Here is a 22,923-nt window from a genome sequence, read left to right as displayed (position 1 = left end):
TTAACTTTATTTAAAGAAATACCCTGTTTCAGGCGAGCTGGCATTGGCCATACGTTTACGTGGCATGCGACCCGCTAAAAATGCTTCGCGACCGGCTTCGACTGCTTTTTTCATTGCAGATGCCATCAAGATAGGGTTTTGTGCAGCAGCAATCGCGGTATTCATCAGTACGCCATCACAACCCAGTTCCATTGCGATAGCAGCATCACTCGCTGTACCGACACCAGCATCGACCAACACGGGAACTTTGGCATTTTCCTTAATAATGGAAATGGTATGCGGATTTAAAATGCCTAAACCTGAACCAATCAGGCTGCCTAAAGGCATAATCGCCACACAGCCCATACTCTCTAGCTCTTGCGCTACAATTGGATCATCCGAGGTATAGACCATAATTTCAAAGCCATCGTCAATTAAGGTACGGGCAGCTTTTAAAGTTTCGGTAATATTGGGATATAGGGTTTTTTCATCACCCAATACTTCTAGTTTAACCAAGTTGTGACCATCCAGCAGTTCACGGGCCAGCATACAGGTACGGATCGCACTGTCGGAATCAAAACAGCCGGCAGTGTTAGGTAAGATGGTATATTTTTCTGGTGATATCACAGAAAGTAAATTCGGCTGATCAGGATGTTGACCAATATTTACGCGGCGAATTGCGACCGTAACAATCTCTGCACCACTGGCTTGAATGGCTAAATCAGTTTCAGTTAAATCTTTATATTTACCTGTACCGACCAATAAGCGTGAATTAAATGTACGAGAACCAATTATAAGCGGGGTATCTTCCATGGGAGCTCCGAATTAGCCGCCACCGACGGCATGAATAATTTCGATATGATCTTCAGCGCAAATGGGGGTTTGTGCCAATTTGTTTTTGGAAATGATCATTTCATTCTGTTCTACAGCAAAGCGTTTGCCTTCCAAGGCTAATTCTTGAACCAATTCTAATAAATTAGTACATAAGGTATTTTTTGATTCGCCATTTAAATAAATATGCATAGTGATTTTCCCTATTCCCTTACCTTATCTTGCGTACTTCAATGCATTCCACGCCAGTACCAGCCAGCCTACAATCATTAAAGCACCACCAAAAGGTGTAATCGCACCTAATCCCCGGGGTAAACCTAGGGCCATTAGGTACAGTGAGCCACAGAAAAATAAAATACCGACTTGAATCAGGATGAAACTGGCTTTAACAGGCAATTGAGGAATAACTTTACTGAGAATGGCAAGTGCTAACAGCCCCAGGGCATGATAGAAAAAATAATCAGTTGCGGTATGCCACCAAGTCAATTGGACTTCGCTCGCATGTGCTTTTAAGCCATGCGCGCCAAATGCACCCAGCATGACAGCAAATGCCAAGTTAAGGGCTGAAATTGCAATCCACATAAGCAATGATCACCTGAGTAAATTTGCGCCTAACTTAGCATATTTTAGTGTTTACACAAAAGGCCAAATGCGACAATACAAATGTTTAAGGATGAAAAAAAGGGCACGCAGCCCTTTCTTTAAAAACGAATAAAATAAGTCCAATAGCTTAATTAGAAGACATGGCGACTTTAATTTTTTCCATGGCATTTTTTTCTAACTGGCGAATACGCTCCGCAGAGACATTATATTCAGCCGCCAATTCATGCAGTGTTGATTTTTCATCATCTAGCCAGCGACGTTGCAAAATGTTCCGCGAACGATCGTCAAGCAGATCCATTGCACTATGCAGAGCAGATGTACTTTGTTGCTCGTAATCTTCTTCTTCAGCTAAACGTGCTGGATCGTAACGATTATCTTCTAAATATAAAGCCGGTGCGACATGAGTGGAACCTTCATCATCGTCATCACCCTGAGCTTCAAATGCTGCATCGTAGGCTGTTAAACGACCTTCCATTTCCAGGACTTGTTCAGCTGTTACATTCAAGTCATGGGCAATCGATCTTGCTTCCTCAAGGGTCAGCTTCTTAGTCGATTTTTTTAAGCTACGTAAGTTAAAGAACAGTTTACGTTGTGCTTTAGTGGTCGCAATTTTAACAATACGCCAGTTACGAATCACATATTCATGAATTTCAGCTTTAATCCAGTGCACGGCAAAAGAGACCAAACGTACACCCATAGTCGGGTCAAAACGTTTAACCGCTTTCATTAGACCTAAGTTGCCTTCTTGAATCAGGTCACCTTGTGGTAGACCATAGCCAGCATAACTACGAGCAATATGGACGACAAAACGCAAATGCGACATGACCAGCATTTTTGCGGCATCTAAATCTTGGTCGTAATAATAGCGTTCGGCCAACTCTTTTTCCTGTTCAGCCGTTAAAATAGGAATCTGATTGACAGTACTGATATAAGCACCGAGATTTACCCCTGGCGCCGATAATGACAGGGGCATCAATTGCTTGCTGCTGTCACTCATGTGTTCTCCTTAAAGGATTGGGTGGCATAACCAACTTAAATTTTATCTTAATCCAATATTTTTCTGAATTAAGGGATATTGGGTAGAGAAATGTAATTTTTTATGCAAATTTGAAAAGCTCTAGTTTAAATGAAAATAATTAAGATTCAATTAAGTAGTGATATTCAAAATCAGTTATTTTTGTCATATTGCACTTCAATTGATGTATTTGGCAATAACGCAGTACATCTTGCTGACTGTGCGGATCTGAAGATTTCAATAAAAACAGATACTCTGTTTTATTCTTGATCGCTCGCTTAAGCATCAATAATGGCATGGGGCAAGGTTTACCCATCGCATCTATGATAATCGCTGTGCTGGCTCGCTCATTCATCTCATGAAATTTCTGAAAAAATTTTTTAAATGTTAGCAAATTTGATGCCAAAGCTAAACGAAATTATATAATTTCAACAGAAAAACTACTTATATAAATACGGAAATAATTAGTAAAATAAAACTCGATCAAACGGAAAATTATTCAAAAAAAACAGTATGAATTGTTATAAACCCATGATAAGCTCGTTGCGTATTCAAATTAATGACACACTTAAATTTGTCTTAAAATTGAATGCAGTAATGGATGTAACCGGGATTTTGTTAATAGTAATACAGAATGATTACAAGCTTAGAAATAATAAATATTTTTAAACCTTGTTTACTCTGCTGTTTGCAACACCGGGTGGTCCTTCTATTAAATACAATGAGGATTAACTTATGACAGCTCGTGAACAAGGCGTAGTTAAATGGTTCAACGACACTAAAGGCTTCGGCTTTATTCAACGTAACGGCGGCGATGACGTATTTGTTCATTTCCGCGCTATCCAAGGTGACGGTCACCGTTCACTTCGTGATGGCCAGCGTGTTGAATTCAGCGTAGTTAAAGGTCAAAAAGGCTTCCAAGCTGAAGAAGTACAACCTTTAGACTAATCGCCTGATTATTCATGAGAACGCCCCAATGTAATTTGGGGCGTTTTTGTTTATAATAGGCTATAATTTTCCTGATTATTAAGTTAGAGCACATTTATATGTCATCTGGTTTTGAAACCTTAAATTTACATCCGAAACTTAAACAAGCGATTGATGCTTTAGGTTTCACAGAAATGACACCGATTCAGGAAAAGGTTTTAAAATTTACTTTGGCTGGACATGATGCCATTGGTCGTGCACAGACAGGAACGGGGAAGACAGCCGCTTTCCTGGTTAGTGTGATTAATGACTTGTTAAATAATCCGATTAAAGAACAACGTTTTCGTGGTGAAACACGCGCGCTCATTCTTGCTCCAACCCGTGAGTTAGCTTTACAAATTGAAAGTGATGCCAAAGATTTAACCAAATTTACCGATTTGCATGTGGTTACCTTGTTGGGTGGTGTTGATTTTGATAAGCAAAAAGCACAACTCGATAAACAGTTTGTCGATATTATTGTGGCAACACCAGGTCGTTTAATTGACTTTGTTGAACAAAAAGAAGTTTGGCTGGATCAAATCGAATTTTTAGTGATTGATGAGGCAGACCGTTTACTGGATATGGGGTTCATTCCATCTGTAAAACGAATTGTGCGTTATTCACCGCGTAAAGAACAACGTCAAACGCTTATGTTCTCTGCAACCTTTAGCTATGATGTTTTAAATTTGGCACAACAATGGTTGTTTGAACCAGTGACTGTTGAGATTGAGCCAGAAAAGAAAACCAATGCAGATGTTGAGCAACGCGTTTACATGGTTGCAAAAACAGATAAATATAAATTGTTGCAAGAAATTTTACGCGATGAACCGATTGAAAAAGTGATGATTTTTGCCAATCGTCGTGACCAGGTGCGTAAACTGTATGATCATTTAAAAAGAGATGGTTATAAGGTTGTGATGTTGTCAGGTGAAATTGCACAAGACAAGCGTACCAAAATGCTCGATCAGTTTAAAAATGGCCAACATAATATTATGATTGCAACCGATGTTGCGGGTCGTGGTATTCATGTAGATGGTGTTTCACATGTTATAAACTTTACTTTGCCTGAACAATCAGATGATTATGTTCATCGTATTGGTCGTACCGGTCGTGCGGGTGCACAAGGTGTCAGTATTAGTTTCTTGTCTGAAGATGATGCGTTCTACCTTCCAGAAATTGAAAAAGCCATTGGTCAAAAACTACCTTTAACCCGTATGGAAGGTTATTGTTAATTTGCTATTAAATAAAATGTTAAATAAAAAGCCGCTTATTTAAAGCGGCTTTTTATTGTGTCACTCAAAATATCATTATCTGCTGGATATGATGAAATAGAATGGTTTTCTAAGGATCTAGTTTGCTCGGCAAGTAAATGTTAGAACTGTTTGGTAGTCGTCATCACGAGCTAGACTGGCACTTTTTCCTGCTAAAGTACCCAGAACACTGGTTGCAGCTTGAATCATTTGTCCTGTTTTATCATCAACAACGCCTTTCAATGCTCCATTGTATTCAGTTTTTTCATCCATCACGACTGGAGTGGCTTTTTTGCCGCAAGCATTGTTGGCAGCCGTAATCGCATTATTTTTAGAAATGAGATTACTCTTACCTACACCGGTCACTTCATATTGGTTATTTTGTTTTTGAATAGCTAATGATGTAGTCGGATTAGATGCACATGCGGTTAAGGCAAGAGCAATCGCTACTGTGGAAGAGAGCGCAAAAACTTTATTCATCTTTTTCCCCTGATTTGTTTTAAAAGAATAAAAGTATTTGAGCATAACTTTTTAGATGCATTTTGAAAGACTTGTATAAAATATGCAGTTTTATATGGTGCCTGTGTGACTGCTAAATAGACAAGGATAGAATGAGGGAAGGGTATTGGCTAATTGCTCTAGAGTATCTGAATAAGAATATGCTAATCTTGATTAAATATTTTAGTACACAGATATGAAAGTTAATGACTGATTCAGCGGTAGATATGGTTCATTTGAATATTCATCAACGTCAGTCGATTGGCCATTTAGTCGAGCCTGCACCGAATGCAGAACAGTTGGAAAAAGCTTTTCAAGCGGCACTGACTGCACCGGATCATCACCGTTTAAAGCCAACCCGCTTTGTGGTTATTCCTGGTGATCAACGTGAAGTTTTTGGTGAGTTGCTGTCTAAAGCTTTGGCAGATTTAGGCGAAACTGATCCGGTTCAGTTGGAACGTGTCAAAAACCATCCATTTCGTGCGCCACTTTTGGTGCTGGCCTTAACACAGTTTCAGCCTCATCCAAAAGTTCCCAATTTTGAACAAACCTTAAGTACCGGGGCAGCAATACAAAATTTCTTGTTGTCATTACAAGTTCAGGGTTTTTCAAGTATGTGGCGCAGTGGTGCCGTGATTGAATCGAATTTATTTAAACAGGCTTTAAGGCTTGCAGAAGATGATTTAATTTCTGGAATTATTTATATTGGAACGGCAGCAAAAGTAATTCCTGCACGTGCAGAAATAAATACACAAAATTATGTGAGTTATTGGAATAAATAACTTTATAAAATACTGAGTCATTAAATACTGAGTCGAGATATAAAAAGAATGTCAGAGTTGAAATTTTCAGATCTAGTTGAACCTGTATGCTTAAATCAAAAAACGGCGTTACGCGTCACAGTGTTAGGTGGGGGAAGCTTTGGTACTGCAATGGCGAATACTGCAGTACGTAATGGTTGCGAGACCATGATCTGGATTCGTGATGAAGTTGCTGCAGCAGAACTTAATCAAACCCATATCAATAAACGATATTTACCCGATTTTACTTTGGAACCCGGTTTGAAAGCGGTATCTGATTTAGAAACGGCTATTTGTAATCGTGACATTATTTTAGTGGCGATTCCCAGCCATTCTTTTCGTGATGTGCTCAAACAAATTAAGCCCTTTATTACTTCACAGGCAGTTATCTCTTTAACCAAAGGTATTGAAGCTAAAACCTTTAGTTTTATGAGCGATATTATTCGTGAAGAATTGCCTGAAGTGCCTTATGGGGTGCTTTCTGGGCCGAACCTGGCCAAAGAGATTATGGCAGGACAGCCCGCAGGGACAGTGATCGCCAGTGAGTCTGAACTGGTGCGTTATGCAGTACAGCAAGCCTTACATAGTGCTTTATTCCGTGTCTTTGCCAGTGACGATGTGCATGGAGTAGAACTTGGCGGGGCATTAAAAAATATTTATGCCGTCGCAATGGGGATGGCAGCCGCTTATAAAGTAGGTGAAAATACCAAGAGTATGATTTTGACCCGTGCATTGGCAGAAATGAGCCGTTTTGCAGTGAAACTGGGTGCAAATCCGCTGACTTTTCTAGGTTTGTCTGGCGTGGGCGATTTATTTGCAACCTGCAGTAGTCCACTCAGTCGAAACTACCAAGTCGGGTTTGCATTGGGTTCTGGTAAGAGCTTGGATCAGGCAATCAAAGAATTGGGTCAAACGGCAGAAGGGATTAACACTATTGTTCAGGTACGCAGCCGTTCAGAAGAACTGGATGTTTACATGCCCATTACCAGTGCTTTATATGATGTGATTTTTGAAGGCGCACCGCCTTTAAGCATTGCACTTTCATTGATGAAAAATGGACATCGCAGTGATGTGGAATTCGTTTTGCCCCATCATGAAGTATAATTTTAAAATATTTGAATGAATAAGCGCTGTCATAAAGCTGGGTTATAATTGCTGCAGATTGAAAATAAGGAAATTTTATGCAACTCACTTTAGTCCGTCATGGTGAAGCTTCTGCTGCGGTCAATGGAAATGATGACAAACGCCCATTAACCAAGCGAGGGCGTAAGCAGGCACAACAAACTGCAGAATATTTAAAGGACATGATTAAACCCGATGTATTTGTGGTGAGTCCTTTATTACGTGCTCAAGAAACTTTAGCCCATCTGCAACATTATTTTAATGATGTGCCTGTACTGGTATGTAATAAGATTAAACCTGAAGATGATGCAAAATCTGCAGTTGAATGGTTGTCCCAGTTACCTTATGAATCAATTGTGGTGGTGTGTCATATGAATGTGGTGGCGCATATTTCCTCATTATTGACATCCGAGCCGTTCAATCCTTATGCTCTGGCTGAGGCGCGGATATATGAACAAGCAGTGATTGCGGCTGGCTTATCAACACAATTAAAAAGCTTTATTCCAAACACATAAAATATTAATTAAAACGGCAGAAAAACATTAATGTTGTATTTATGGATGCCTGAAGCCAATGGGGTTTGGCAATGGTCGACTGGAGAGAACTGGTATACAGTCTCTAGTCTTGAACATTTGATTCAAGAAACTCAAGCTTATCATGGGGAAGAGGCCATCGTGTTTTTTCCAAGCCGTGATACGCAAATGCTGCAACAGACTTTAGCCAAATCACAATATAAAAAATTGGGTGGGGATGGGGTCAAGTATCTTTTAGAAGAGTTTGTGGTTTTACCCATTGATGCAATGAAAGTTTTACATCATTTTCAAAATCCAGATCAGTTGTTCATTTTGGGTGTAGCCAATAGCACAGTAGAAATGCTAAATCATGCTTTAAGCTTGATTCCGGTTAAAGTCATTTCCTTGTTGCCTGATTTTCAGATTTTACCTATTCCTGAAGCAGGTCAAACTGTTATAGCTAATATATCTGGGCGCTTGCTAGCACGTGAAAATGAATTTCTGGGAAATTCGGTTGATGACTTAGCCTTATTTTTAGATTATCAGCCGCCAGGACAACGTTATAAAATTAGCAATTTTAGTGCTGAGCAAATGCAAAGCCTGGAAGCGATGGTCACGCATGAGCAGACAGAATTTTTTCATTATGTATTGCCCGTCTTAAAAAAAGCCAAAGCTCATCCTTTTAATATCTTGCCGAAAGCGAAAAACAGCACTGGTGTTGCAGGGTATTGGAAAGCCTGTGCTGCCGTGTTGGTCGCTGCTTTGATAGTGCAGTTTAGCTATGATGCAACACGCTGGTATAAGTATCGAAAAGTGGCAGATCAGACCGCGCTACAAGCGATTGATCAATATAAATACTGGTTTGGACAGAGTAGCCGTGTCACCGAGCAGAATTTAAAAAGCCAGTTTGAAAGTCATGTGCGTTTGAATAAAAGTGCCAATACTCAAGCCTTGCAATTACTCAGTCGGGTGGGGCCGGTTTTAATGCAGAATCAAATTGTGGCGAAGCGTATCAACTACGATGCTTCAGTTTTAAATATGGAACTGATAGCCAATTCTGCGACGGCATTGCAAACTTTAACGCAACAACTGAATCAGCAAGGGTTTAAAGTTGAATTAGGCAATATTCAGCCGAATGGCACGGGTGCAATTGGATTGGTGAAAATACAATAATGAATACATCAGAAAAACTGCAAAGCTCGATTGATCAATCCATCGAGAGAGTTACCGATTATTTAGACCGGCTGTCTGTACGTGAACGCTACATGGTAATTTTTACCACTATTTTTGTTGTGGTTATAGCGATTGGTTCGACACTTTGGTTTATGCATGCAGCAGCAAACAAGCAGCAAAACCGAGTTAATGATTTAAAAGACATGATGGTGTGGATGCAAAGTAATGCAGTGACCATGAAACCAGCAGATGATTTGCAGTTAACTGCAGCAGATAAAGTGCAACGTGTTGCCCAGCAGCAAGGGTTATCGGTTGCATCACAGCAAGCGGGTGAACAAATTCAAATTGTGGCAGCCCATGAAAATTATGCCATTTTGGCAAATTTTTTAACCCAACTCGCGCAAATGGGATTAAGTCTTGAAAAAATAGAATTCATTTCCGAGGCAGGTCAGATTAAATTAACAGCGACAGTGCAATAATAGGTAAAAATAAAGATCCGCTAAGCATGGCGTTTTCCATGGGCTATGCCTATAATATGGCGACTTAAAAAGCAGTAGACTTTTACAGATATGTTGTATTCTCTTGCCCGCCCTTTGTTGTTTTCTTTAGCACCAGAGCGTGCACATGAGCTGACACTATCGTTATTGAAATCAGCTCATCGCATGGGCATGATGCGTCAAAGCATTGCCTCTAAACCAGTGACTTGTATGGGGATTCAATTTCCCAATCCGGTAGGTTTGGCGGCCGGTTTAGACAAAAATGGCGCTTATATTGATGCCCTGGCTGGACTGGGCTTTGGTTTTATTGAAATTGGAACCATTACCCCGCGTCCACAAGCGGGTAATCCTCATCCACGTTTATTCCGTTTACCTGAAGCCAAAGCCATTATTAACCGAATGGGTTTTAATAATGATGGCGTAGACAAACTGATTGAAAATGTCAAAGCGGCAAAATTCAAAGGCATTTTGGGGATTAATATTGGTAAAAATGCCGATACTCCTGTTGAAAATGCAGTCGATGATTATCTGATTTGTCTGGAAAAAGTTTATAACTACGCCTCTTATGTGACGGTCAATATTTCATCGCCGAATACCAAAAATTTGCGCAGCTTGCAAAGCGGTGATGCGCTGACAGAATTGCTGGAAACATTAAGAAAGCGTCAGCTTGAACTGGCCGAAGAACATCAGCATTATGTCCCTTTGGTGCTTAAAGTTGCGCCAGATTTAACAGTCGAAGATATCGAATTTATTGCAAAGCAATTGATCCAGTTTAAAATTGATGGTTTGATTGTGACGAATACGACTTTGTCACGTGAAGGCGTGGAAAATCTCAAGCACGGTAATGAAGCGGGTGGCTTGTCGGGCGCACCGGTGTTTGAAAAAAGTACCGCTTGTCTTGCAGCATTTTCAAAAGCATTGAAAGGTCAAATTCCATTAATTGGAGTCGGCGGTATTTTGTCGGGTGAGCAGGCCGTTGCTAAACAAGCTGCAGGTGCAAGCCTTGTACAAATCTATAGCGGCCTCATATATACAGGTCCAACACTGGTTAAAGAGTGTGTTGATGTGCTAAATACTCCATGAATACACTGGATATCTTCATACTGATTATTTTGCTCATTGGAGGGCTTAACGGTTTGCGAAAAGGATTGATTTCAGCCTTTGCGAACTTGGTAGGATGGATTTTTGCACTCATCATCGGTGCAAAATATGCAACCATCCTGGCACCTTCGATGGTCTCACTCAGTGGAGATCCGGTGGTACAAAAAATTGCAGCTTTTGCATTTATTGTATTGGTCATGGTGGTATTAACCTGGATTATTACTGCATTCCTCAACAAGATATTAAAGAGTCTAAAACTGGGCCCGCTCAACAGACTGGCAGGTGGTGCTTTTGGCTCTTTAAAGGGTTTAATGATTGTACTTGTTACCATGCAGGGCATTGGTCCCTGGGTGGAAAGTTCTCCGCACTGGAAACAGTCTAAATTTGTACAACTTCTTATCCCTTATGCACCATGGGCAGCCGAGCTTTCCAAAGAAGCCGCGCATGGAGCGCTCAATCATATCAAGTCCGATGAAGGTGCGCCGACATCTTCCGACTCATCATCTGATAAAACGCAGAAACATGCAGCGCGTACAGATGAATCAACAAATAATCCTTTTTATTAATCCTAGCTTGTTTGCGAGGTTGCTATGTGTGGAGTAGTTGGTATAGCTGGTAAATCACCTGTTAACCAAATGTTGTTTGATGCATTAACGATGTTACAGCATCGTGGTCAGGATGCAGCCGGAATAGTAACTTGTCATGAAGGGCGTTTGTTCCTGCGTAAAGACAACGGTATGGTACGAGACGTCTTTCATACGCGTCACATGCGTGCACTGCTAGGTAATTACGGTATTGGTCATGTACGTTATCCAACAGCAGGTTCATCAAGCAGTGCAGAAGCACAGCCGTTTTATGTGAATTCGCCTTATGGGATTACCTTGGCGCATAACGGTAACTTGACCAACGCTGAAGAAATTCACGATGATTTGTTTAAAACAGATCTTCGTCATATGAATACCGATTCAGATTCTGAAGTGCTTCTAAACGTTTTTGCGCATGAAATGCAAAAAAATGGCAAGTTGAATCCTGCTGCAGAAGATATTTTCCAGGTGGTTACACGGGTACATGAGCGCTGTAAAGGTGCTTATGGCGTTGTGGCAATGATCACCGGACATGGTTTGGTGGGCTTCCGTGATCCAAACGGTATTCGTCCACTGATTTATGGTTCGCGTGAAACTGAAAAAGGCATGGAATATATTATTGCTTCTGAATCAGTCGCCATTACTGCTTTGGGCTTTAAAGTTGAACGTGATATTGAGCCGGGTGAAGCAATCTTCATTACTTCAGAAGGTGAAATGTTTACCAAGCAATGTGCAGAAAATCCTGAATATCGTCCTTGTATCTTTGAATATGTGTATTTTGCACGTCCAGACGCAATCATAGATGGCATTTCAGTCTATAAAGCACGTTTAAAAATGGGTGAAAAACTTGCCTATAAAATTTCACGTGAGTGGGGCGAAGAGCACGATATTGATGTGGTGATACCAATTCCAGATACATCACGTACTTCAGCTTTAGAGCTTGCCAATATCTTGGGCGTTAAATTCCGTGAAGGCTTTATGAAGAACCGTTATATCGGACGTACCTTCATTATGCCGGGTCAGCAACAACGTGAAAAATCAGTTCGTCAAAAATTGAACCCGGTTGAGCTTGAGTTTAAAGGCAAAAATGTTTTACTGGTGGATGACTCGATTGTTCGCGGTACAACCTGTAACGAAATTATTCAAATGGCACGCGATGCCGGTGCGAAGAAAGTGTTCTTTGCTTCCGCTGCACCGATGGTAAAATATCCAAACGTGTATGGTATTGATATGCCTGCGAAAGATGAGCTGATTGCATCCGGCCGTAGCGTTGAAGAAATTCGTGAAATTATTGGCGCTGACCGTTTGATTTTCCAAGATTTGGAAGATTTAAAAGGTGCTGTTCGCACCAGTAAAGTACCTGCACTGCAAGAATTTGATTGTTCAGTTTTTGATGGTGTGTATGTGGCAGGCGGAATTGATGCAGCTTATCTAGATGAGCTTGAGCGTAAACGCAATGATTCTGCAAAAAAAGCTGTCAGTGGTTATATTGATGTCAATATTGATGCTGCATCGGTTGACCTTACTGGAGTGAAAGAAGAATAAAAATTCTTCTTAATTCTATGAAAAGCGGGAATTTCCCGCTTTTTTAATTTATGATGTTTAAACAAAATACACTGTAATAAAGGATCTTCACATTGAAGAGTGCGGGTTATTCTTTTATTCAAAACAAAAATATGGTTTGGTCTGCAAGTGTTTGTGTACTTGCGGTATTGCTCACACTATTCATTTTAAATACGATCACGGGGTTGTGGGTATTTTATCTTGATCCTACCCAGTCCGTTTTTTGGCATGTTTTGAGTCCTTATCTCATTGCGCTCTTGCTGAGCCTGATGACGATTTCTGTGTTGTATGAATTCTATGTCTTTCGTTCTGGGGGGCATTCGCTGACAAAACAGTTGGGTGCGCGTCGATTAAGCTTAATCGAAAGTATTCCTGAAGAAAGTGTTGCCTTAACAATAACCCAGCAACTTGCCGAAACCTTTTTAATTGATACTCCCGCAGTCTATGTGCTGCCCGATGAAGTGGGGGTGAATGCACTCACGGCAGGTTTTTATCCAAGTGATATTGTCATTATTTTGACTTGGGGGGCATTGCAAAATTTAGATGAACTGGAACTTTATGGCTTGTTAAGTCATGAGTTTAATAAAATTTTATCCGGTGAAACCGCCGAAAATACCCGTCTAAAAATTCTCTACAGTAGTCTGACCACTTTTAGCCAGTGGGGCAGTAAAATTGCCAAGCTGGGTTTTACCAAGCATGGTCAAGCACATACGCATAAATTCGCAACTTTTTTTGTGGCGATGGGTGGGGTAATTTGGCTGGTTGGAAGTCTCGGTGTTTTGATTGCACGATTTATTAAATATATTTCATTGGGTGGGCGAACATATAAAAATGATCAAAAAACCAAACGTCTGATTCAAAACGATGCCAATGTACAAACCCTATTAAGAATTTATGTCCATCATTCCGGCTCGCAAATTCACAGTGAATATGCGGAATCCATTTCTCATATGTGTTTTGCTAATTCTTTAAGTCCGCAAAACTGGATGAATATCCATCCAAGCATTGAGCAGCGCATTTATGAAATGAACCCAGGATTGGTACAGGATTTACAGCTCGAAAATTTAAAAAAATTACGTAATCAGCCGCTGTTTAGTTTGTTCCGGTCACTGGATGAAATGAATAGTGAAGTATATTCACCGTGGAGTTCCCCTCAACCGCTTCCACTGTTGCGTTTATCACCGATTAGTTTTGCAATTAATGACGCGATTAAGCCTTTAAATCCGGCCCTCCGAAATAATATACGACGCCCTGAGTTAATCCAGCGTGCCTTACAGACGGCGACAGGTTCGCGAGAAGTGATGGTGTCGATTTTAATGATTCGGCAGTATCGTGAATTTATCCCTGCAGATGCTGAAGTCAGTCGGGCGATTGTGGATTCATTGTTGAATTTAGATGGACGAGTCCATATCTCTATTTTCTATGATGCCTGTAAAAATATTGGAGCAATGCCTGCCACCATTGCGCGGCAGTTTTTAATGAAATTGGCACGTATTATTCAAGAAGATGGTGAAATTGGTCTGCTAGATGCCTTGCTACTTGAATATGTGAAATTTGAACTCAATCTTCTGCCATTACATACACCAACGTCATTAGAAGAAGTGAAACCGCATATTGTACGTTTGATTGATGCCTTATTGCATGTGCAGCAAATCAATAGCCTGAATCAGCTGGATGTACGTGAAAAGATTCTCAAGCGTGTGTTGAGTGCGAAAGAACTGGAAATGTATACCGAGATTTCAGATGAGCCGATTGATTTGGCAGAAATCTTAAATGATATTGCAGGCTTACTACTGCGTGACCGTTTAAGTATTTTAGGCATTGCTGAATTATGTTTGTGGAATGATCGTATTATCACCCAAGATGAACTGGATGTTTTGCAATTGCTGTATTGGCGTTTGGGTTTCGAAACGAATGAAATGGTTGAGCAAATGCAGAAAAAAAATAGTTTAATAATTGTATAAGCTGGATGCGATAAAATTATAGATGGGTGATGATTAAACTAATCTTTGAGAAAAGATCAGCAAAAGGCAACTAATCTCGTTAGAATACCAAGCATTCAATGGGTGATGAAAAAGATGATAGGGCATCAGCGTGACATACTGGCAACATTAGGAATCGATATCTGGGTTCCTCAGGGTGCTGTGTGCCAAAATATGCCATCCTCATCCATTTGGCGAGATCAGGCTGCACCTGAATATCTGACCGAAATTGTGGTTGCGAAAGCTCAAATCCCCCTAGCTCCACAGCCAAAGACTGAACAGCTTAAAACACTTGATCTACCAGAACAACTCCCAACGCCACCGGTTGTTGATAAAGAAGTTCAAGCTGAAGTTGTGTCTCAAGTGATTGAAGAGCGACCAGCACTCCACATAGCGGCTTTTCAATTGCAGGCTTTTGGTTTGCCACATTGTGTTATTGTGATTGATGCGACTGAACTGAGCACTGAACAACAGCAATTGTGGAATAATATTCAGCAAGCCGTTCAAGCGGAATATTATGAATTACAGTGGCCATTTCCTTTAATGAATTTTCAGGATGGGCGCGGTGCAGAAAGTTATGTACAAGGTTTTATAGATGCCATTAGTACGGATAAGAATATTATTTTTTTAGGGCAATTCCCTTATTTTAATCATTCAAAAAGTATTCATCTGGCTGGTTTGCAAGAGATGCTGGGCCAGCCATTATTAAAAAAACGCTTATGGCAATTTATGCAAAAAACCAACCAAAACCCGGATGCTACATGAACAAAAAAGTTGTTGTTTTTAGTCAGTTAGATGCAGAGGTGCTGCAGCGTTTACAAGCTCAATATCAGGTGGAAGTCATTAATCCAAAACTGGGGGACGTCAACGAGCAGATCGGAGAACAGGTTAAAGATGCAGATGCCATGATTGGTGCAGGGCGCCTGCTGAATGAAAGTAATTTGGTCACAGCACAACAACTTAAAATTATTTCCAGTGTTAGCGTAGGCTATGACAACTACGATCTTGCTTATTTAAATCAGAGAAAAATCTGGTTATCTAACACGCCTCATGTGCTTACGGAAACCACAGCCGATTTGGCTTTTACCTTGCTGATGAGTGCTGCGCGTAAAGTGCCTTATTTGGATCAATGGACCAAGCAAGGACAATGGAAACGTACCGCAGCTGAAGTACAATTTGGACGTGATATTTTTGGTAAAACTTTAGGTATTATTGGTCTAGGTAATATTGGTGCTGCTGTCGCGCGTCGTGGCTTTTATGGCTTTAATATGAATATTCTTTATCATAATCGCCGTGAAAAGCTGGAATTGGCACAGCCTTTAAACGCACGATATTGCGGTTTAGATGAATTATTACAACAATCAGATTTTGTAGTGGTCGCTGTTGATTTAAATCCAGAATCCAAAGCCTTGATCGGTCAGCATGAGTTTGATCAAATGCAGCCACATGCTGTGTTTGTGAATATTGCCCGTGGTTCTGTGGTAGATGAGCAGGCCTTAATTGAAACCTTAAAAGCAGGCAAGATTTTTGCTGCCGGATTAGATGTTTATGCAAAAGAGCCTTTACAGGAATCAGAGCTTTTTAATTTAGAGAATGTGGTGACTTTGCCACATGTCGGTTCTGCGACTGCAGAAACACGCAAAAAAATGGCTGAATTGGCTTATCGTAATTTGGTCGATGCGCTTGAAGGGCGAACACCGCCTTATGTGGTGAATGCTTCATTTTCTTAAAAATTGATAACACTTCATTGCAAATCCCTCCAATTTTCAATGTTATAGTCGGATAAATTGAGAAAAAGCAGTTTGAGAATATAACATTGAAACGGTTTTTATTGGCTTGCAGTATTGGTTTAGTGTCAATCATGGGGCTGACGCACAGTGCGAATGTGAATTCAACGCCACAGTTTAATGTTCCTGAAATCGGCGGTGGAGTCGGTTTAATTGATCAACAAAAAGAAAAAATGATTGGCGAAAAAGTATTTCGCGAAGTTCAAAAACAAATGCCTGTGCTGCAAAATCCATGGTTAGAGGATCAATTGGTCAGTGTATTTTCCCATATTTTAAGTCAAACCCAGTTTGGGCAACCTATTGGTTTAGTCATTATCAATGACCCTCAAATTAACGCTTTTGCTGTTCCCGGTGGATTATTTGCCATTAATACAGGGATGGTGACCTCTGCACGAAATATGGATGAAGTGGCGGGAGTAATGGCGCATGAAGTTGCCCATGTATCACAACGTCATTACAGTCGCTCACAAGAGGCATTTAAGGGACAAGGTTTTCTGACACTTGCTGGGCTTTTGGTTGGAGCGTTGGTGGCTTCACAAGCAGATAGTGATGTGGGTACAGCAGTGATGTTGGGCTCGCAGGCTGCAATAATGGACAAGCAGCTGAATTATAGTCGCAACCAGGAACGTGAAGCAGACCGTATCGGTATGCAGTACATGTATACCGCCGGATATAATCCGCAAAGTATGGCTGACTTTTTTGAGGTGATGGATCGGGCAACCAGCAAAGTCAGTTTTTTGCCGGATTTTTGGTTAACCCATCCACTCAGTACAGAACGGATGAGTGAAGCACGTTTACGCGCCAATCAATTCCCCAAAGTGAAATCAAGTTTGCATGATGAAGATTTTGAAATACTGAAATGGTACAGTAGGGTAATTTCTAATCAAGCCACTGAACAGCAATTACAAATTTTAGCCAATCGTAAAAATTTTGCAGGACAGTTGGCGCTATCCGCTTTTTATCTCAAACAAGGCGACTATGTTTTAGCCCAACAAGTTTTAGATCAGGCCAAGGCACAGCAGCGCTTAAATAATTTGCTGGTGCTCATACAAACTGATATCTATTTGGGGCAAAATAAAACCGATGAAGCCTATAAAGCAATTCAGTCGGCCGTGCGAATTATGCCTGAAAATCGTGCTTTGGCTTTCAAGTTGGCGGAAGTGTTGATTCGTCAAAAACAGGCTACTCAAGCCCAGAGCTTAATTCAGCGTTTTACCAATAAAAATCCTCGGGATATTCAGGCTTGGCGCTTGATGCAACAAACTGCAAATATTGATCAACAATCCCCATTTAGAACGGTCAATGTCCTGCGTTATCGTGCAGAAGTAGAATATTGGTCGGGCTGGGAAGAAAATGCGATTAAGTCGTTATTGCATGCACAGCGCTTGGTTAAAAATAATGAAGTCTTGTCGGCAAAATTAAAAATACGAATTAATGAAATGCAAAAAGAGCGACAGTTAAAAATTTAAATTAAATTCATTATTTTAAATTTTGAATAATAAAAATAAGGAGTTAAGCATGATAGAAGGTCAATGTTTATGTGGAATGGTGAAGTATCGCTATCATGGTGAAATTGAAAAAACTATCATATGTTACTGCAAAGACTGCCAAATGGCTCAAGGTTCAATCTTTGGCTGGAACAGTCCTTTGCAGAAATCAAAATTTGAAATTAGCAGTGGGATTAAATTTCTAAAAGAATATTTTCATAGCCCGAATAAGGCACGTGTTTTTTGTCAGGAATGCGGTAGTCCAATTTATTCTTATCGGATAGATTCACCTGAAATTATCCGCTTACGCTTGGGAACGGTCACTGTGGGCGAATTACCGGCACCCATAGAGCAGGCTTATATTCAATATCAGCCATCTTTTCTACATATTGATGGATAAAATCTACCGTTATAAAAGCTAAGTATATGATAATATTGAGCCATATTTATATTTTTAACGATTAACAAGATTGATTAAATGATGAAAAAAATATTATTTTCTTGTTTTCTAATTGGGTGCACGGCATCAAGTGTTGTCTTGGCAGGTGTTGAGCAATACGTATTATCGGTAGAAAAAATTTCTGAACAATATAAGCAGGACACCAGAAATTTTTTCAGTAGTCTAGATGCTCAGCAAACCAGTTTCACACCCCAACAGCACGTTCAATTCTGCGGAATTGTGGGTAATTATGTGGAACAGTTGTATCAAGCAGCAGATCGAAACCGGGATTCTTTAGATCGTAAATTTAGACAGATAACTAAGCAGGATGTGATTCATCAAGTGATGTTATCAAAAGAGATGCTGGTTTTGAAAAAATATAATATTCAGTGTGATCTGAAATAAGAAGGGGATACACTTGAACTGTCTTTAAATAAAGGCAGTTCAACGTTAAGTCAAGAATTATATAGAAGTAGGATTATGCAAGTTTAGCTTTAATTTTAGCGGAAACTTGTGCAGGATCGGCGCGCCCGGCTATGAGCGGACGCAGAGAATTCATCACCTTACCCATATCTTTCATGCTAGTAGCTTCTTGAGCAGAAATAGTCTGCGCAATGATAGAATCAAGCTCTTCCTCAGTCATAGCTGCTGGTAGAAATTGAGATAAAATCTCAAGTTCGGCTTGTTCTTTACTAGCTAAGTCTTGTCGATTAGCGCCTTCAAAGGCTTTAATCGAATCTTTACGTTGTTTAATTTGTTTTTCAATGACCGCAAGAACTTGAACATCGTCAAGCTCTTTACGCTCATCGATTTCGATTTGCTTAATTGCCGCCTGAAGACCACGTATTACCGTTAACTTTGACATTTCTTTGGCACGCATAGTTGCTTTCAAAACGTCGGTTATTTGGTTTTTTAAAGTAGTCATTTATCTTGTCCAGGCAGTCAATCACAAATTAATTAGTAAAGGCGAGTAGTACGTACAGATTCACGCGTCAATTTCTTTTGATAGCGTTTAACTGCAGCAGCTTTTTTACGTTTACGTTCTTGAGTTGGTTTTTCGTAGAATTCGCGTTTACGAACGTCCGCTAAAACACCAGCTTTTTCGCATGAACGTTTGAAACGACGGATAGCTACGTCTACTGGTTCGCCTTCTTTCAATTTAACTTGTGGCATGAAGAATCCTCATAAGTTATGGATAAGATCTAGGCACGATTGCCTTAGATCACAAGTGAAGGACAGTATTTTACTCATTTACATCTCATACCACAAGTCTATAATAGCTTTAGCAATATTTAGATACTGGTAAAAGGCAGTTTAATGATCGTTCTTGGCTTAGAAACTTCTTGTGATGAAACTGGGTTAGCACTCTATGACAGTGAAGTCGGCTTGATAGGACAGGTGTTATATAGTCAGATTAAACTGCATGCAGAATATGGTGGTGTTGTGCCGGAACTGGCTTCACGTGACCATGTAAGAAAATTAATTCCTTTAATTAATCAATTGCTTGAACAAAGTAATATTGAGAAATCAGACATTGATGCTATCGCATATACGCGTGGTCCAGGCTTGATGGGTGCATTAATGACGGGTGCATTATTCGGGCGTACCTTGGCATTTGCCTTAAACAAACCGGCCATTGGTGTGCATCATATGGAAGGCCATATGCTTGCGCCTTTATTATCTGCTACACCACCAGAATTTCCGTTTGTCGCTTTATTGGTCTCAGGTGGTCATACTCAGCTCATGGCAGCGCACGGTATTGGTCAATATGAATTGCTTGGCGAATCGATTGATGATGCAGCGGGTGAGGCTTTTGATAAAGTCGCTAAAATGATGGGCTTGGCTTATCCGGGCGGACCCAATATTTCAAAATTGGCACTGCAAGGTAGCGCAACAGCCTTTGATTTCCCGCGTCCAATGTTGCATCAAGGTCTGAACTTTTCTTTTAGTGGTTTAAAAACTGCGGTTTCAATTCAATTGAAAAAAGTCGAAGGTCAAAACCGTGAAGCGGATATTGCAGCATCATTCCAAGAAGCCTTGGTGGATACCTTGGTGAAAAAATCGGTTAAAGCACTGAAACAGACAGGGTTAAAACGTTTAGTAATCGCAGGAGGTGTTAGCGCGAATAAACGTTTACGTGAACGCCTGGAAGCAGATTTAGCGAAAATTCAGGCGCAAGTCTATTATGCAGAACCTGCTTTATGTACTGACAATGGTGCAATGATTGCTTTTGCAGGTTATCAGCGTTTAAAAGCTGGGCAATATGAGGGTTTGGCGGTTACGACGACCCCACGTTGGCCGATGACAGAGCTTTCAAATCCAAACGAAGCTTAATGAGTGAAATTTCAAGATTTAAAAAAAAGAGGCTGAAGTCTCTTTTTTATTTTAATGCGAACTGATTTTGCAAAAAATAATTGCATAGATCCATGCGTATATCAGATATTATATTCAGAATAGGTTTTACTGAATTTTTGAAAAATCTTTTAAATTAGATCATGAAAAATCATTATTTCAAGATCATAAAAATAGGCCAACTCGGATGAAACATAAAAATATCGAAAGTTTTCAAGAAGCTGGAAAAGTTGTATTACAGTATCTCTATCAACGCTTCGGATTTAATTTATGGATGATTACTCGAGTAGAGGGTAAAGACTGGATTGTACTACAGAGCGAAGACCATGGTTATGATGTTAAACCTGGACAGGTATTTCTGTGGGCAGATTCTTTTTGCTCTCATATGGTTGTTGGTAAAGCGCCTAAAATTGCGCCTCGCTCGGAAGACATACCGTTATACGCAACTGCGCCAATTAACCGACAGGTCAGTATTAAATCCTACATTGGCCAGCCTCTTTTTAATGAAGATGGAAGCCTGTTTGGTACGCTTTGTGCCATTGATCCGCAAACAAAATCCGAAGCCATTATTCAGGATGTCGAATTAATCGAATTATTCGGTAACTTGTTAAGTAATATTCTGCAAGCTGAACTGCGTCAAAATGAACAAATTCGTCAGCGTGAGCGCTTAGAAGCGGAAGCTTTAAGAGATGGATTAACCGGACTCTACAACCGTCGAGCTTGGGAGCAGTTGGTAAATGCAGAAGAAGAACGTTGTAAGCGTTATGGGCATCCTGCTGCAGTTTTTTTTATCGACTTAAATGATCTAAAAAAAGTGAATGATAGCTTAGGACATAATAAAGGGGATGACTTGATTCAGCAGGCTGCATATGTATTGCGTGAAACCGCACGCGGAAACGATATTGTGGCGCGCTTAGGTGGAGATGAGTTTGTAATTCTAAGTGTGGAAAATGATGAAATGGGTGCAAACCTACTTTTAAATCGAATTACAGAGGCTTTAGCACAAGCAAAAATATGCGCAGCAATTGGAGTCGCTATGCGTCATCCTTCTCAAGGCCTCTTTAAGGCGGCTGTTGAGGCAGATAAAAAGATGTATGAGCATAAACATCAAATCAAGTTGAAAGCCTAAAATTTTTATCAAATCAATTATGGTTATTTTCTTCCATAAAATGATTGAATTGGTCTTTTAATATTAGATAGGCGTTATTTATCTCGGCTTTATCGTACCTTGCTCAAAAAAAGCAGTGACAGCTTGAGTTGCCTTTGCACATTTCCAATAAGCAAGTATTTTTAATTTATAAGCTTCGATCCATAAAACTTCTTATTCATAATTCAATATAACAGCAGAATGTTTTGGTAAACTTCTGTTTGAAAAATCTATTAAAAGAATAGAATTGTAATTAATTCTAATAAATAGATAGAATTCTTTGTTGATTGCATCATAGAAATTACATCGGCAGTTAGCCTGAATTCGTAGAACAAAGCCATGCAATGTGACATGGATAAAAATGATTTTAGACAATGAAAAAAGAGCAGTTTCTAAATTTAAACTGCTCTTTAATTGTTAACTATCATTGATATTTAAATAACGGCGTTCAATTAATCCTCGCGAATTATTTCATTGAATTTTTCTTTAAGTTCGATATATTTCTGATTTAACTTAGCTTGATCGCTCTTGTCTTTAAAGATTTTCGCAACAGCAGCTTTCACCTGATCTTCGGTGCTACGTGGCTTTTTTTCGGCTGTAACAGCCTCATTTAGTTCTGCTTTAACTGTAGAGGTAACACCTTTATTTTTTCGGCCAGTTTTTTGGCTGCCTTTTTTATGGTGTGCATAGCGACGTGCACGGGTGTAGCCCATCAGCAAAAACTTTCTTGCCATGTCTGCGCCAACAAAATCATTTTTCTCTAAATAATCTTGAAATAATTCAAAAATCTTTGTACTACTTTCAATAGCTTGAGCTTCATCTTCAAATTTCCAAAATGGTGAAATTTCAGATGTATAAGGTTCAACCAATAAAACACCATCTTCACCACGACCAATTCGATATAATTCTGGACGCTTTCTAAAATTAATTTTTTCAAAGTCGAGTGAAAAGTCAAAGCTGCGTGAAAATGGTTTGCCATCAGGCTTGGCTGTTAATGAGTCTTGTTCGTTATTGGTCATAGGGGAGATTCCTTAAAATGTGTGAGTCCACTGAATAATGAACAATATTCGTGACTCTCAAGAGATTTTGCAGAGTTTGAAGCATTTTGATGGACTTTGATATGTCAAAATTGCAATGAATATAGCAACAGTTGTTTATATCGTCCAAATAAACTGATTTAAATCTTTTGAGGAAAGATCTAAAAGAATAAATAATCCAGAATTTTTTGCAAAGTG

Annotated in this window: 27 protein-coding genes; 18 read left to right on the top strand and 9 right to left on the bottom strand. The window is 39.8% G+C overall.

The genetic code is table 11. The annotated features are described in order from the left end of the window. Positions 1 to 6: 6 nt before the first annotated feature. The 5 genes from AY606_RS02665 to AY606_RS02645 form a co-directional block, all read right to left on the bottom strand. Positions 7 to 792, bottom strand: coding sequence for a thiazole synthase (locus AY606_RS02665; RefSeq protein WP_067864268.1), 786 nt, complete (start codon positions 790 to 792; stop codon positions 7 to 9). A gap of 12 nt (positions 793 to 804) precedes the next feature. Then, complete coding sequence (thiS, locus tag AY606_RS02660) at positions 805 to 1,002, bottom strand: sulfur carrier protein ThiS (RefSeq protein ID WP_067864265.1); 198 nt, start codon at positions 1,000 to 1,002, stop codon at positions 805 to 807. 24 nt (positions 1,003 to 1,026) lie between these two features. Continuing rightward, positions 1,027 to 1,392 carry a DUF423 domain-containing protein gene (locus AY606_RS02655; RefSeq protein ID WP_067864262.1) on the bottom strand — a complete coding sequence of 122 codons (366 nt, stop codon included), beginning with the start codon at positions 1,390 to 1,392 and terminating at the stop codon, positions 1,027 to 1,029. A 148-nt stretch (positions 1,393 to 1,540) separates the two neighbouring features. Continuing rightward, a complete protein-coding gene (rpoH, locus tag AY606_RS02650) occupies positions 1,541 to 2,410 on the bottom strand; it encodes an RNA polymerase sigma factor RpoH (protein WP_067864260.1) in 870 nt (289 codons plus the stop codon). 139 nt (positions 2,411 to 2,549) lie between these two features. After that, complete coding sequence (locus AY606_RS02645) at positions 2,550 to 2,783, bottom strand: sulfurtransferase TusA family protein (protein WP_067864525.1); 234 nt, start codon at positions 2,781 to 2,783, stop codon at positions 2,550 to 2,552. Positions 2,784 to 3,163: 380 nt separating this feature from the next. Here AY606_RS02645 and AY606_RS02640 point away from each other — a divergent pair, with 380 nt between their 5' ends. Both AY606_RS02640 and rhlB read left to right on the top strand, forming a co-directional pair. Further along, a complete protein-coding gene (locus AY606_RS02640) occupies positions 3,164 to 3,376 on the top strand; it encodes a cold-shock protein (protein ID WP_004648643.1) in 213 nt (70 codons plus the stop codon). A gap of 98 nt (positions 3,377 to 3,474) precedes the next feature. After that, positions 3,475 to 4,626, top strand: a complete 1,152-nt coding sequence (rhlB, locus tag AY606_RS02635) for an ATP-dependent RNA helicase RhlB (protein WP_067864257.1) — start codon at positions 3,475 to 3,477, stop codon at positions 4,624 to 4,626. A 117-nt stretch (positions 4,627 to 4,743) separates the two neighbouring features. Here the strand turns inward: rhlB and AY606_RS02630 are convergent, their stop codons facing one another. Next, positions 4,744 to 5,124, bottom strand: a complete 381-nt coding sequence (locus tag AY606_RS02630; protein ID WP_067864254.1) for a hypothetical protein — start codon at positions 5,122 to 5,124, stop codon at positions 4,744 to 4,746. Positions 5,125 to 5,348: 224 nt separating this feature from the next. On the opposite strand from AY606_RS02630, the gene AY606_RS02625 reads away from it, so the two are divergent. The 14 genes from AY606_RS02625 (at position 5,349) to AY606_RS02560 (ending at position 18,594) form a co-directional block, all read left to right on the top strand. Beyond that, on the top strand, positions 5,349 to 5,924 hold the full coding sequence (locus tag AY606_RS02625; protein ID WP_067864250.1) for a nitroreductase family protein: 576 nt from the start codon (positions 5,349 to 5,351) through the stop codon (positions 5,922 to 5,924). A 48-nt stretch (positions 5,925 to 5,972) separates the two neighbouring features. Continuing rightward, complete coding sequence (locus AY606_RS02620; protein WP_067864247.1) at positions 5,973 to 7,046, top strand: NAD(P)H-dependent glycerol-3-phosphate dehydrogenase; 1,074 nt, start codon at positions 5,973 to 5,975, stop codon at positions 7,044 to 7,046. Between the two features lie 77 nt (positions 7,047 to 7,123). Then, positions 7,124 to 7,579 carry a phosphohistidine phosphatase SixA gene (gene sixA, locus AY606_RS02615; protein ID WP_067864244.1) on the top strand — a complete coding sequence of 152 codons (456 nt, stop codon included), beginning with the start codon at positions 7,124 to 7,126 and terminating at the stop codon, positions 7,577 to 7,579. Between the two features lie 30 nt (positions 7,580 to 7,609). Continuing rightward, positions 7,610 to 8,749, top strand: a complete 1,140-nt coding sequence (gene gspL, locus AY606_RS02610; RefSeq protein WP_067864241.1) for a type II secretion system protein GspL — start codon at positions 7,610 to 7,612, stop codon at positions 8,747 to 8,749. Then, complete coding sequence (locus tag AY606_RS02605; protein ID WP_067864237.1) at positions 8,749 to 9,228, top strand: type II secretion system protein M; 480 nt, start codon at positions 8,749 to 8,751, stop codon at positions 9,226 to 9,228. The genes gspL and AY606_RS02605 overlap by 1 nt, the downstream gene beginning before the upstream one ends. Before the next feature lie 90 nt (positions 9,229 to 9,318). Further along, complete coding sequence (locus AY606_RS02600) at positions 9,319 to 10,329, top strand: quinone-dependent dihydroorotate dehydrogenase (RefSeq protein WP_067864234.1); 1,011 nt, start codon at positions 9,319 to 9,321, stop codon at positions 10,327 to 10,329. Then, positions 10,326 to 10,913 carry a CvpA family protein gene (locus AY606_RS02595; RefSeq protein WP_067864231.1) on the top strand — a complete coding sequence of 196 codons (588 nt, stop codon included), beginning with the start codon at positions 10,326 to 10,328 and terminating at the stop codon, positions 10,911 to 10,913. The genes AY606_RS02600 and AY606_RS02595 overlap by 4 nt, the downstream gene beginning before the upstream one ends. Before the next feature lie 24 nt (positions 10,914 to 10,937). After that, a complete protein-coding gene (purF, locus tag AY606_RS02590; RefSeq protein ID WP_067864228.1) occupies positions 10,938 to 12,476 on the top strand; it encodes an amidophosphoribosyltransferase in 1,539 nt (512 codons plus the stop codon). Between the two features lie 131 nt (positions 12,477 to 12,607). Beyond that, entirely contained in the window at positions 12,608 to 14,458 is a 1,851-nt protein-coding gene (locus AY606_RS02585) for a M48 family metalloprotease (RefSeq protein ID WP_502692102.1), read from the top strand. 114 nt (positions 14,459 to 14,572) lie between these two features. Continuing rightward, positions 14,573 to 15,241, top strand: coding sequence for a hypothetical protein (locus AY606_RS02580; RefSeq protein ID WP_067864222.1), 669 nt, complete (start codon positions 14,573 to 14,575; stop codon positions 15,239 to 15,241). Beyond that, on the top strand, positions 15,238 to 16,206 hold the full coding sequence (locus AY606_RS02575; protein ID WP_067864219.1) for a 2-hydroxyacid dehydrogenase: 969 nt from the start codon (positions 15,238 to 15,240) through the stop codon (positions 16,204 to 16,206). Before AY606_RS02580 ends, AY606_RS02575 begins: the two co-directional genes overlap by 4 nt. 86 nt (positions 16,207 to 16,292) lie before the next feature. Continuing rightward, complete coding sequence (locus AY606_RS02570) at positions 16,293 to 17,732, top strand: M48 family metalloprotease (protein ID WP_067864216.1); 1,440 nt, start codon at positions 16,293 to 16,295, stop codon at positions 17,730 to 17,732. Between the two features lie 49 nt (positions 17,733 to 17,781). Beyond that, a complete protein-coding gene (locus AY606_RS02565; RefSeq protein ID WP_067864213.1) occupies positions 17,782 to 18,150 on the top strand; it encodes a GFA family protein in 369 nt (122 codons plus the stop codon). A gap of 81 nt (positions 18,151 to 18,231) precedes the next feature. After that, the gene (locus tag AY606_RS02560; protein WP_067864211.1) at positions 18,232 to 18,594 is read left to right on the top strand and encodes a hypothetical protein; all 363 of its coding nucleotides are present in this window, start codon (positions 18,232 to 18,234) and stop codon (positions 18,592 to 18,594) included. A gap of 73 nt (positions 18,595 to 18,667) precedes the next feature. Here the strand turns inward: AY606_RS02560 and AY606_RS02555 are convergent, their stop codons facing one another. Next, a complete protein-coding gene (locus AY606_RS02555) occupies positions 18,668 to 19,114 on the bottom strand; it encodes a GatB/YqeY domain-containing protein (protein ID WP_067864208.1) in 447 nt (148 codons plus the stop codon). A gap of 32 nt (positions 19,115 to 19,146) precedes the next feature. Further along, complete coding sequence (gene rpsU / locus AY606_RS02550; protein WP_004652785.1) at positions 19,147 to 19,362, bottom strand: 30S ribosomal protein S21; 216 nt, start codon at positions 19,360 to 19,362, stop codon at positions 19,147 to 19,149. A gap of 144 nt (positions 19,363 to 19,506) precedes the next feature. Between rpsU and tsaD the strand changes: the two genes are divergently transcribed. Both tsaD and AY606_RS02540 read left to right on the top strand, forming a co-directional pair. Next, a complete protein-coding gene (tsaD, locus tag AY606_RS02545; RefSeq protein ID WP_067864205.1) occupies positions 19,507 to 20,523 on the top strand; it encodes a tRNA (adenosine(37)-N6)-threonylcarbamoyltransferase complex transferase subunit TsaD in 1,017 nt (338 codons plus the stop codon). A 205-nt stretch (positions 20,524 to 20,728) separates the two neighbouring features. Then, on the top strand, positions 20,729 to 21,670 hold the full coding sequence (locus AY606_RS02540) for a sensor domain-containing diguanylate cyclase (RefSeq protein ID WP_067864201.1): 942 nt from the start codon (positions 20,729 to 20,731) through the stop codon (positions 21,668 to 21,670). A gap of 470 nt (positions 21,671 to 22,140) precedes the next feature. On the opposite strand, the gene AY606_RS02535 is transcribed toward AY606_RS02540, so the two are convergent. Further along, positions 22,141 to 22,707, bottom strand: a complete 567-nt coding sequence (locus AY606_RS02535; RefSeq protein WP_067864198.1) for a DUF4385 domain-containing protein — start codon at positions 22,705 to 22,707, stop codon at positions 22,141 to 22,143. Positions 22,708 to 22,923 lie beyond the last annotated feature (216 nt).

The organism is Acinetobacter sp. SFB (assembly GCF_001647545.1).
In the GTDB taxonomy this organism is placed as follows: domain Bacteria; phylum Pseudomonadota; class Gammaproteobacteria; order Pseudomonadales; family Moraxellaceae; genus Acinetobacter.
This window is presented reverse-complemented; position numbering and strand designations above follow the sequence as displayed.

Coding starts and splice junctions, on each gene's coding strand:
- AY606_RS02565 (WP_067864213.1), top strand. CDS start 17,782: ATGATAGAAGGTCAATGTTTATGTGGAATGGTGAAGTATCGCTATCAT.
- sixA (WP_067864244.1), top strand. CDS start 7,124: ATGCAACTCACTTTAGTCCGTCATGGTGAAGCTTCTGCTGCGGTCAAT.
- purF (WP_067864228.1), top strand. CDS start 10,938: ATGTGTGGAGTAGTTGGTATAGCTGGTAAATCACCTGTTAACCAAATG.
- AY606_RS02665 (WP_067864268.1), bottom strand. CDS start 792: ATGGAAGATACCCCGCTTATAATTGGTTCTCGTACATTTAATTCACGC.
- rhlB (WP_067864257.1), top strand. CDS start 3,475: ATGTCATCTGGTTTTGAAACCTTAAATTTACATCCGAAACTTAAACAA.
- AY606_RS02655 (WP_067864262.1), bottom strand. CDS start 1,392: ATGTGGATTGCAATTTCAGCCCTTAACTTGGCATTTGCTGTCATGCTG.
- AY606_RS02580 (WP_067864222.1), top strand. CDS start 14,573: ATGATAGGGCATCAGCGTGACATACTGGCAACATTAGGAATCGATATC.
- AY606_RS02560 (WP_067864211.1), top strand. CDS start 18,232: ATGAAAAAAATATTATTTTCTTGTTTTCTAATTGGGTGCACGGCATCA.
- tsaD (WP_067864205.1), top strand. CDS start 19,507: ATGATCGTTCTTGGCTTAGAAACTTCTTGTGATGAAACTGGGTTAGCA.
- rpsU (WP_004652785.1), bottom strand. CDS start 19,362: ATGCCACAAGTTAAATTGAAAGAAGGCGAACCAGTAGACGTAGCTATC.
- AY606_RS02620 (WP_067864247.1), top strand. CDS start 5,973: ATGTCAGAGTTGAAATTTTCAGATCTAGTTGAACCTGTATGCTTAAAT.
- AY606_RS02595 (WP_067864231.1), top strand. CDS start 10,326: ATGAATACACTGGATATCTTCATACTGATTATTTTGCTCATTGGAGGG.
- AY606_RS02600 (WP_067864234.1), top strand. CDS start 9,319: ATGTTGTATTCTCTTGCCCGCCCTTTGTTGTTTTCTTTAGCACCAGAG.
- AY606_RS02645 (WP_067864525.1), bottom strand. CDS start 2,783: ATGAATGAGCGAGCCAGCACAGCGATTATCATAGATGCGATGGGTAAA.
- AY606_RS02640 (WP_004648643.1), top strand. CDS start 3,164: ATGACAGCTCGTGAACAAGGCGTAGTTAAATGGTTCAACGACACTAAA.
- thiS (WP_067864265.1), bottom strand. CDS start 1,002: ATGCATATTTATTTAAATGGCGAATCAAAAAATACCTTATGTACTAAT.
- AY606_RS02540 (WP_067864201.1), top strand. CDS start 20,729: ATGAAACATAAAAATATCGAAAGTTTTCAAGAAGCTGGAAAAGTTGTA.
- AY606_RS02585 (WP_502692102.1), top strand. CDS start 12,608: ATGGTTTGGTCTGCAAGTGTTTGTGTACTTGCGGTATTGCTCACACTA.
- rpoH (WP_067864260.1), bottom strand. CDS start 2,410: ATGAGTGACAGCAGCAAGCAATTGATGCCCCTGTCATTATCGGCGCCA.
- AY606_RS02535 (WP_067864198.1), bottom strand. CDS start 22,707: ATGACCAATAACGAACAAGACTCATTAACAGCCAAGCCTGATGGCAAA.
- AY606_RS02575 (WP_067864219.1), top strand. CDS start 15,238: ATGAACAAAAAAGTTGTTGTTTTTAGTCAGTTAGATGCAGAGGTGCTG.
- AY606_RS02555 (WP_067864208.1), bottom strand. CDS start 19,114: ATGACTACTTTAAAAAACCAAATAACCGACGTTTTGAAAGCAACTATG.
- AY606_RS02605 (WP_067864237.1), top strand. CDS start 8,749: ATGAATACATCAGAAAAACTGCAAAGCTCGATTGATCAATCCATCGAG.
- AY606_RS02630 (WP_067864254.1), bottom strand. CDS start 5,124: ATGAATAAAGTTTTTGCGCTCTCTTCCACAGTAGCGATTGCTCTTGCC.
- gspL (WP_067864241.1), top strand. CDS start 7,610: ATGTTGTATTTATGGATGCCTGAAGCCAATGGGGTTTGGCAATGGTCG.
- AY606_RS02625 (WP_067864250.1), top strand. CDS start 5,349: ATGACTGATTCAGCGGTAGATATGGTTCATTTGAATATTCATCAACGT.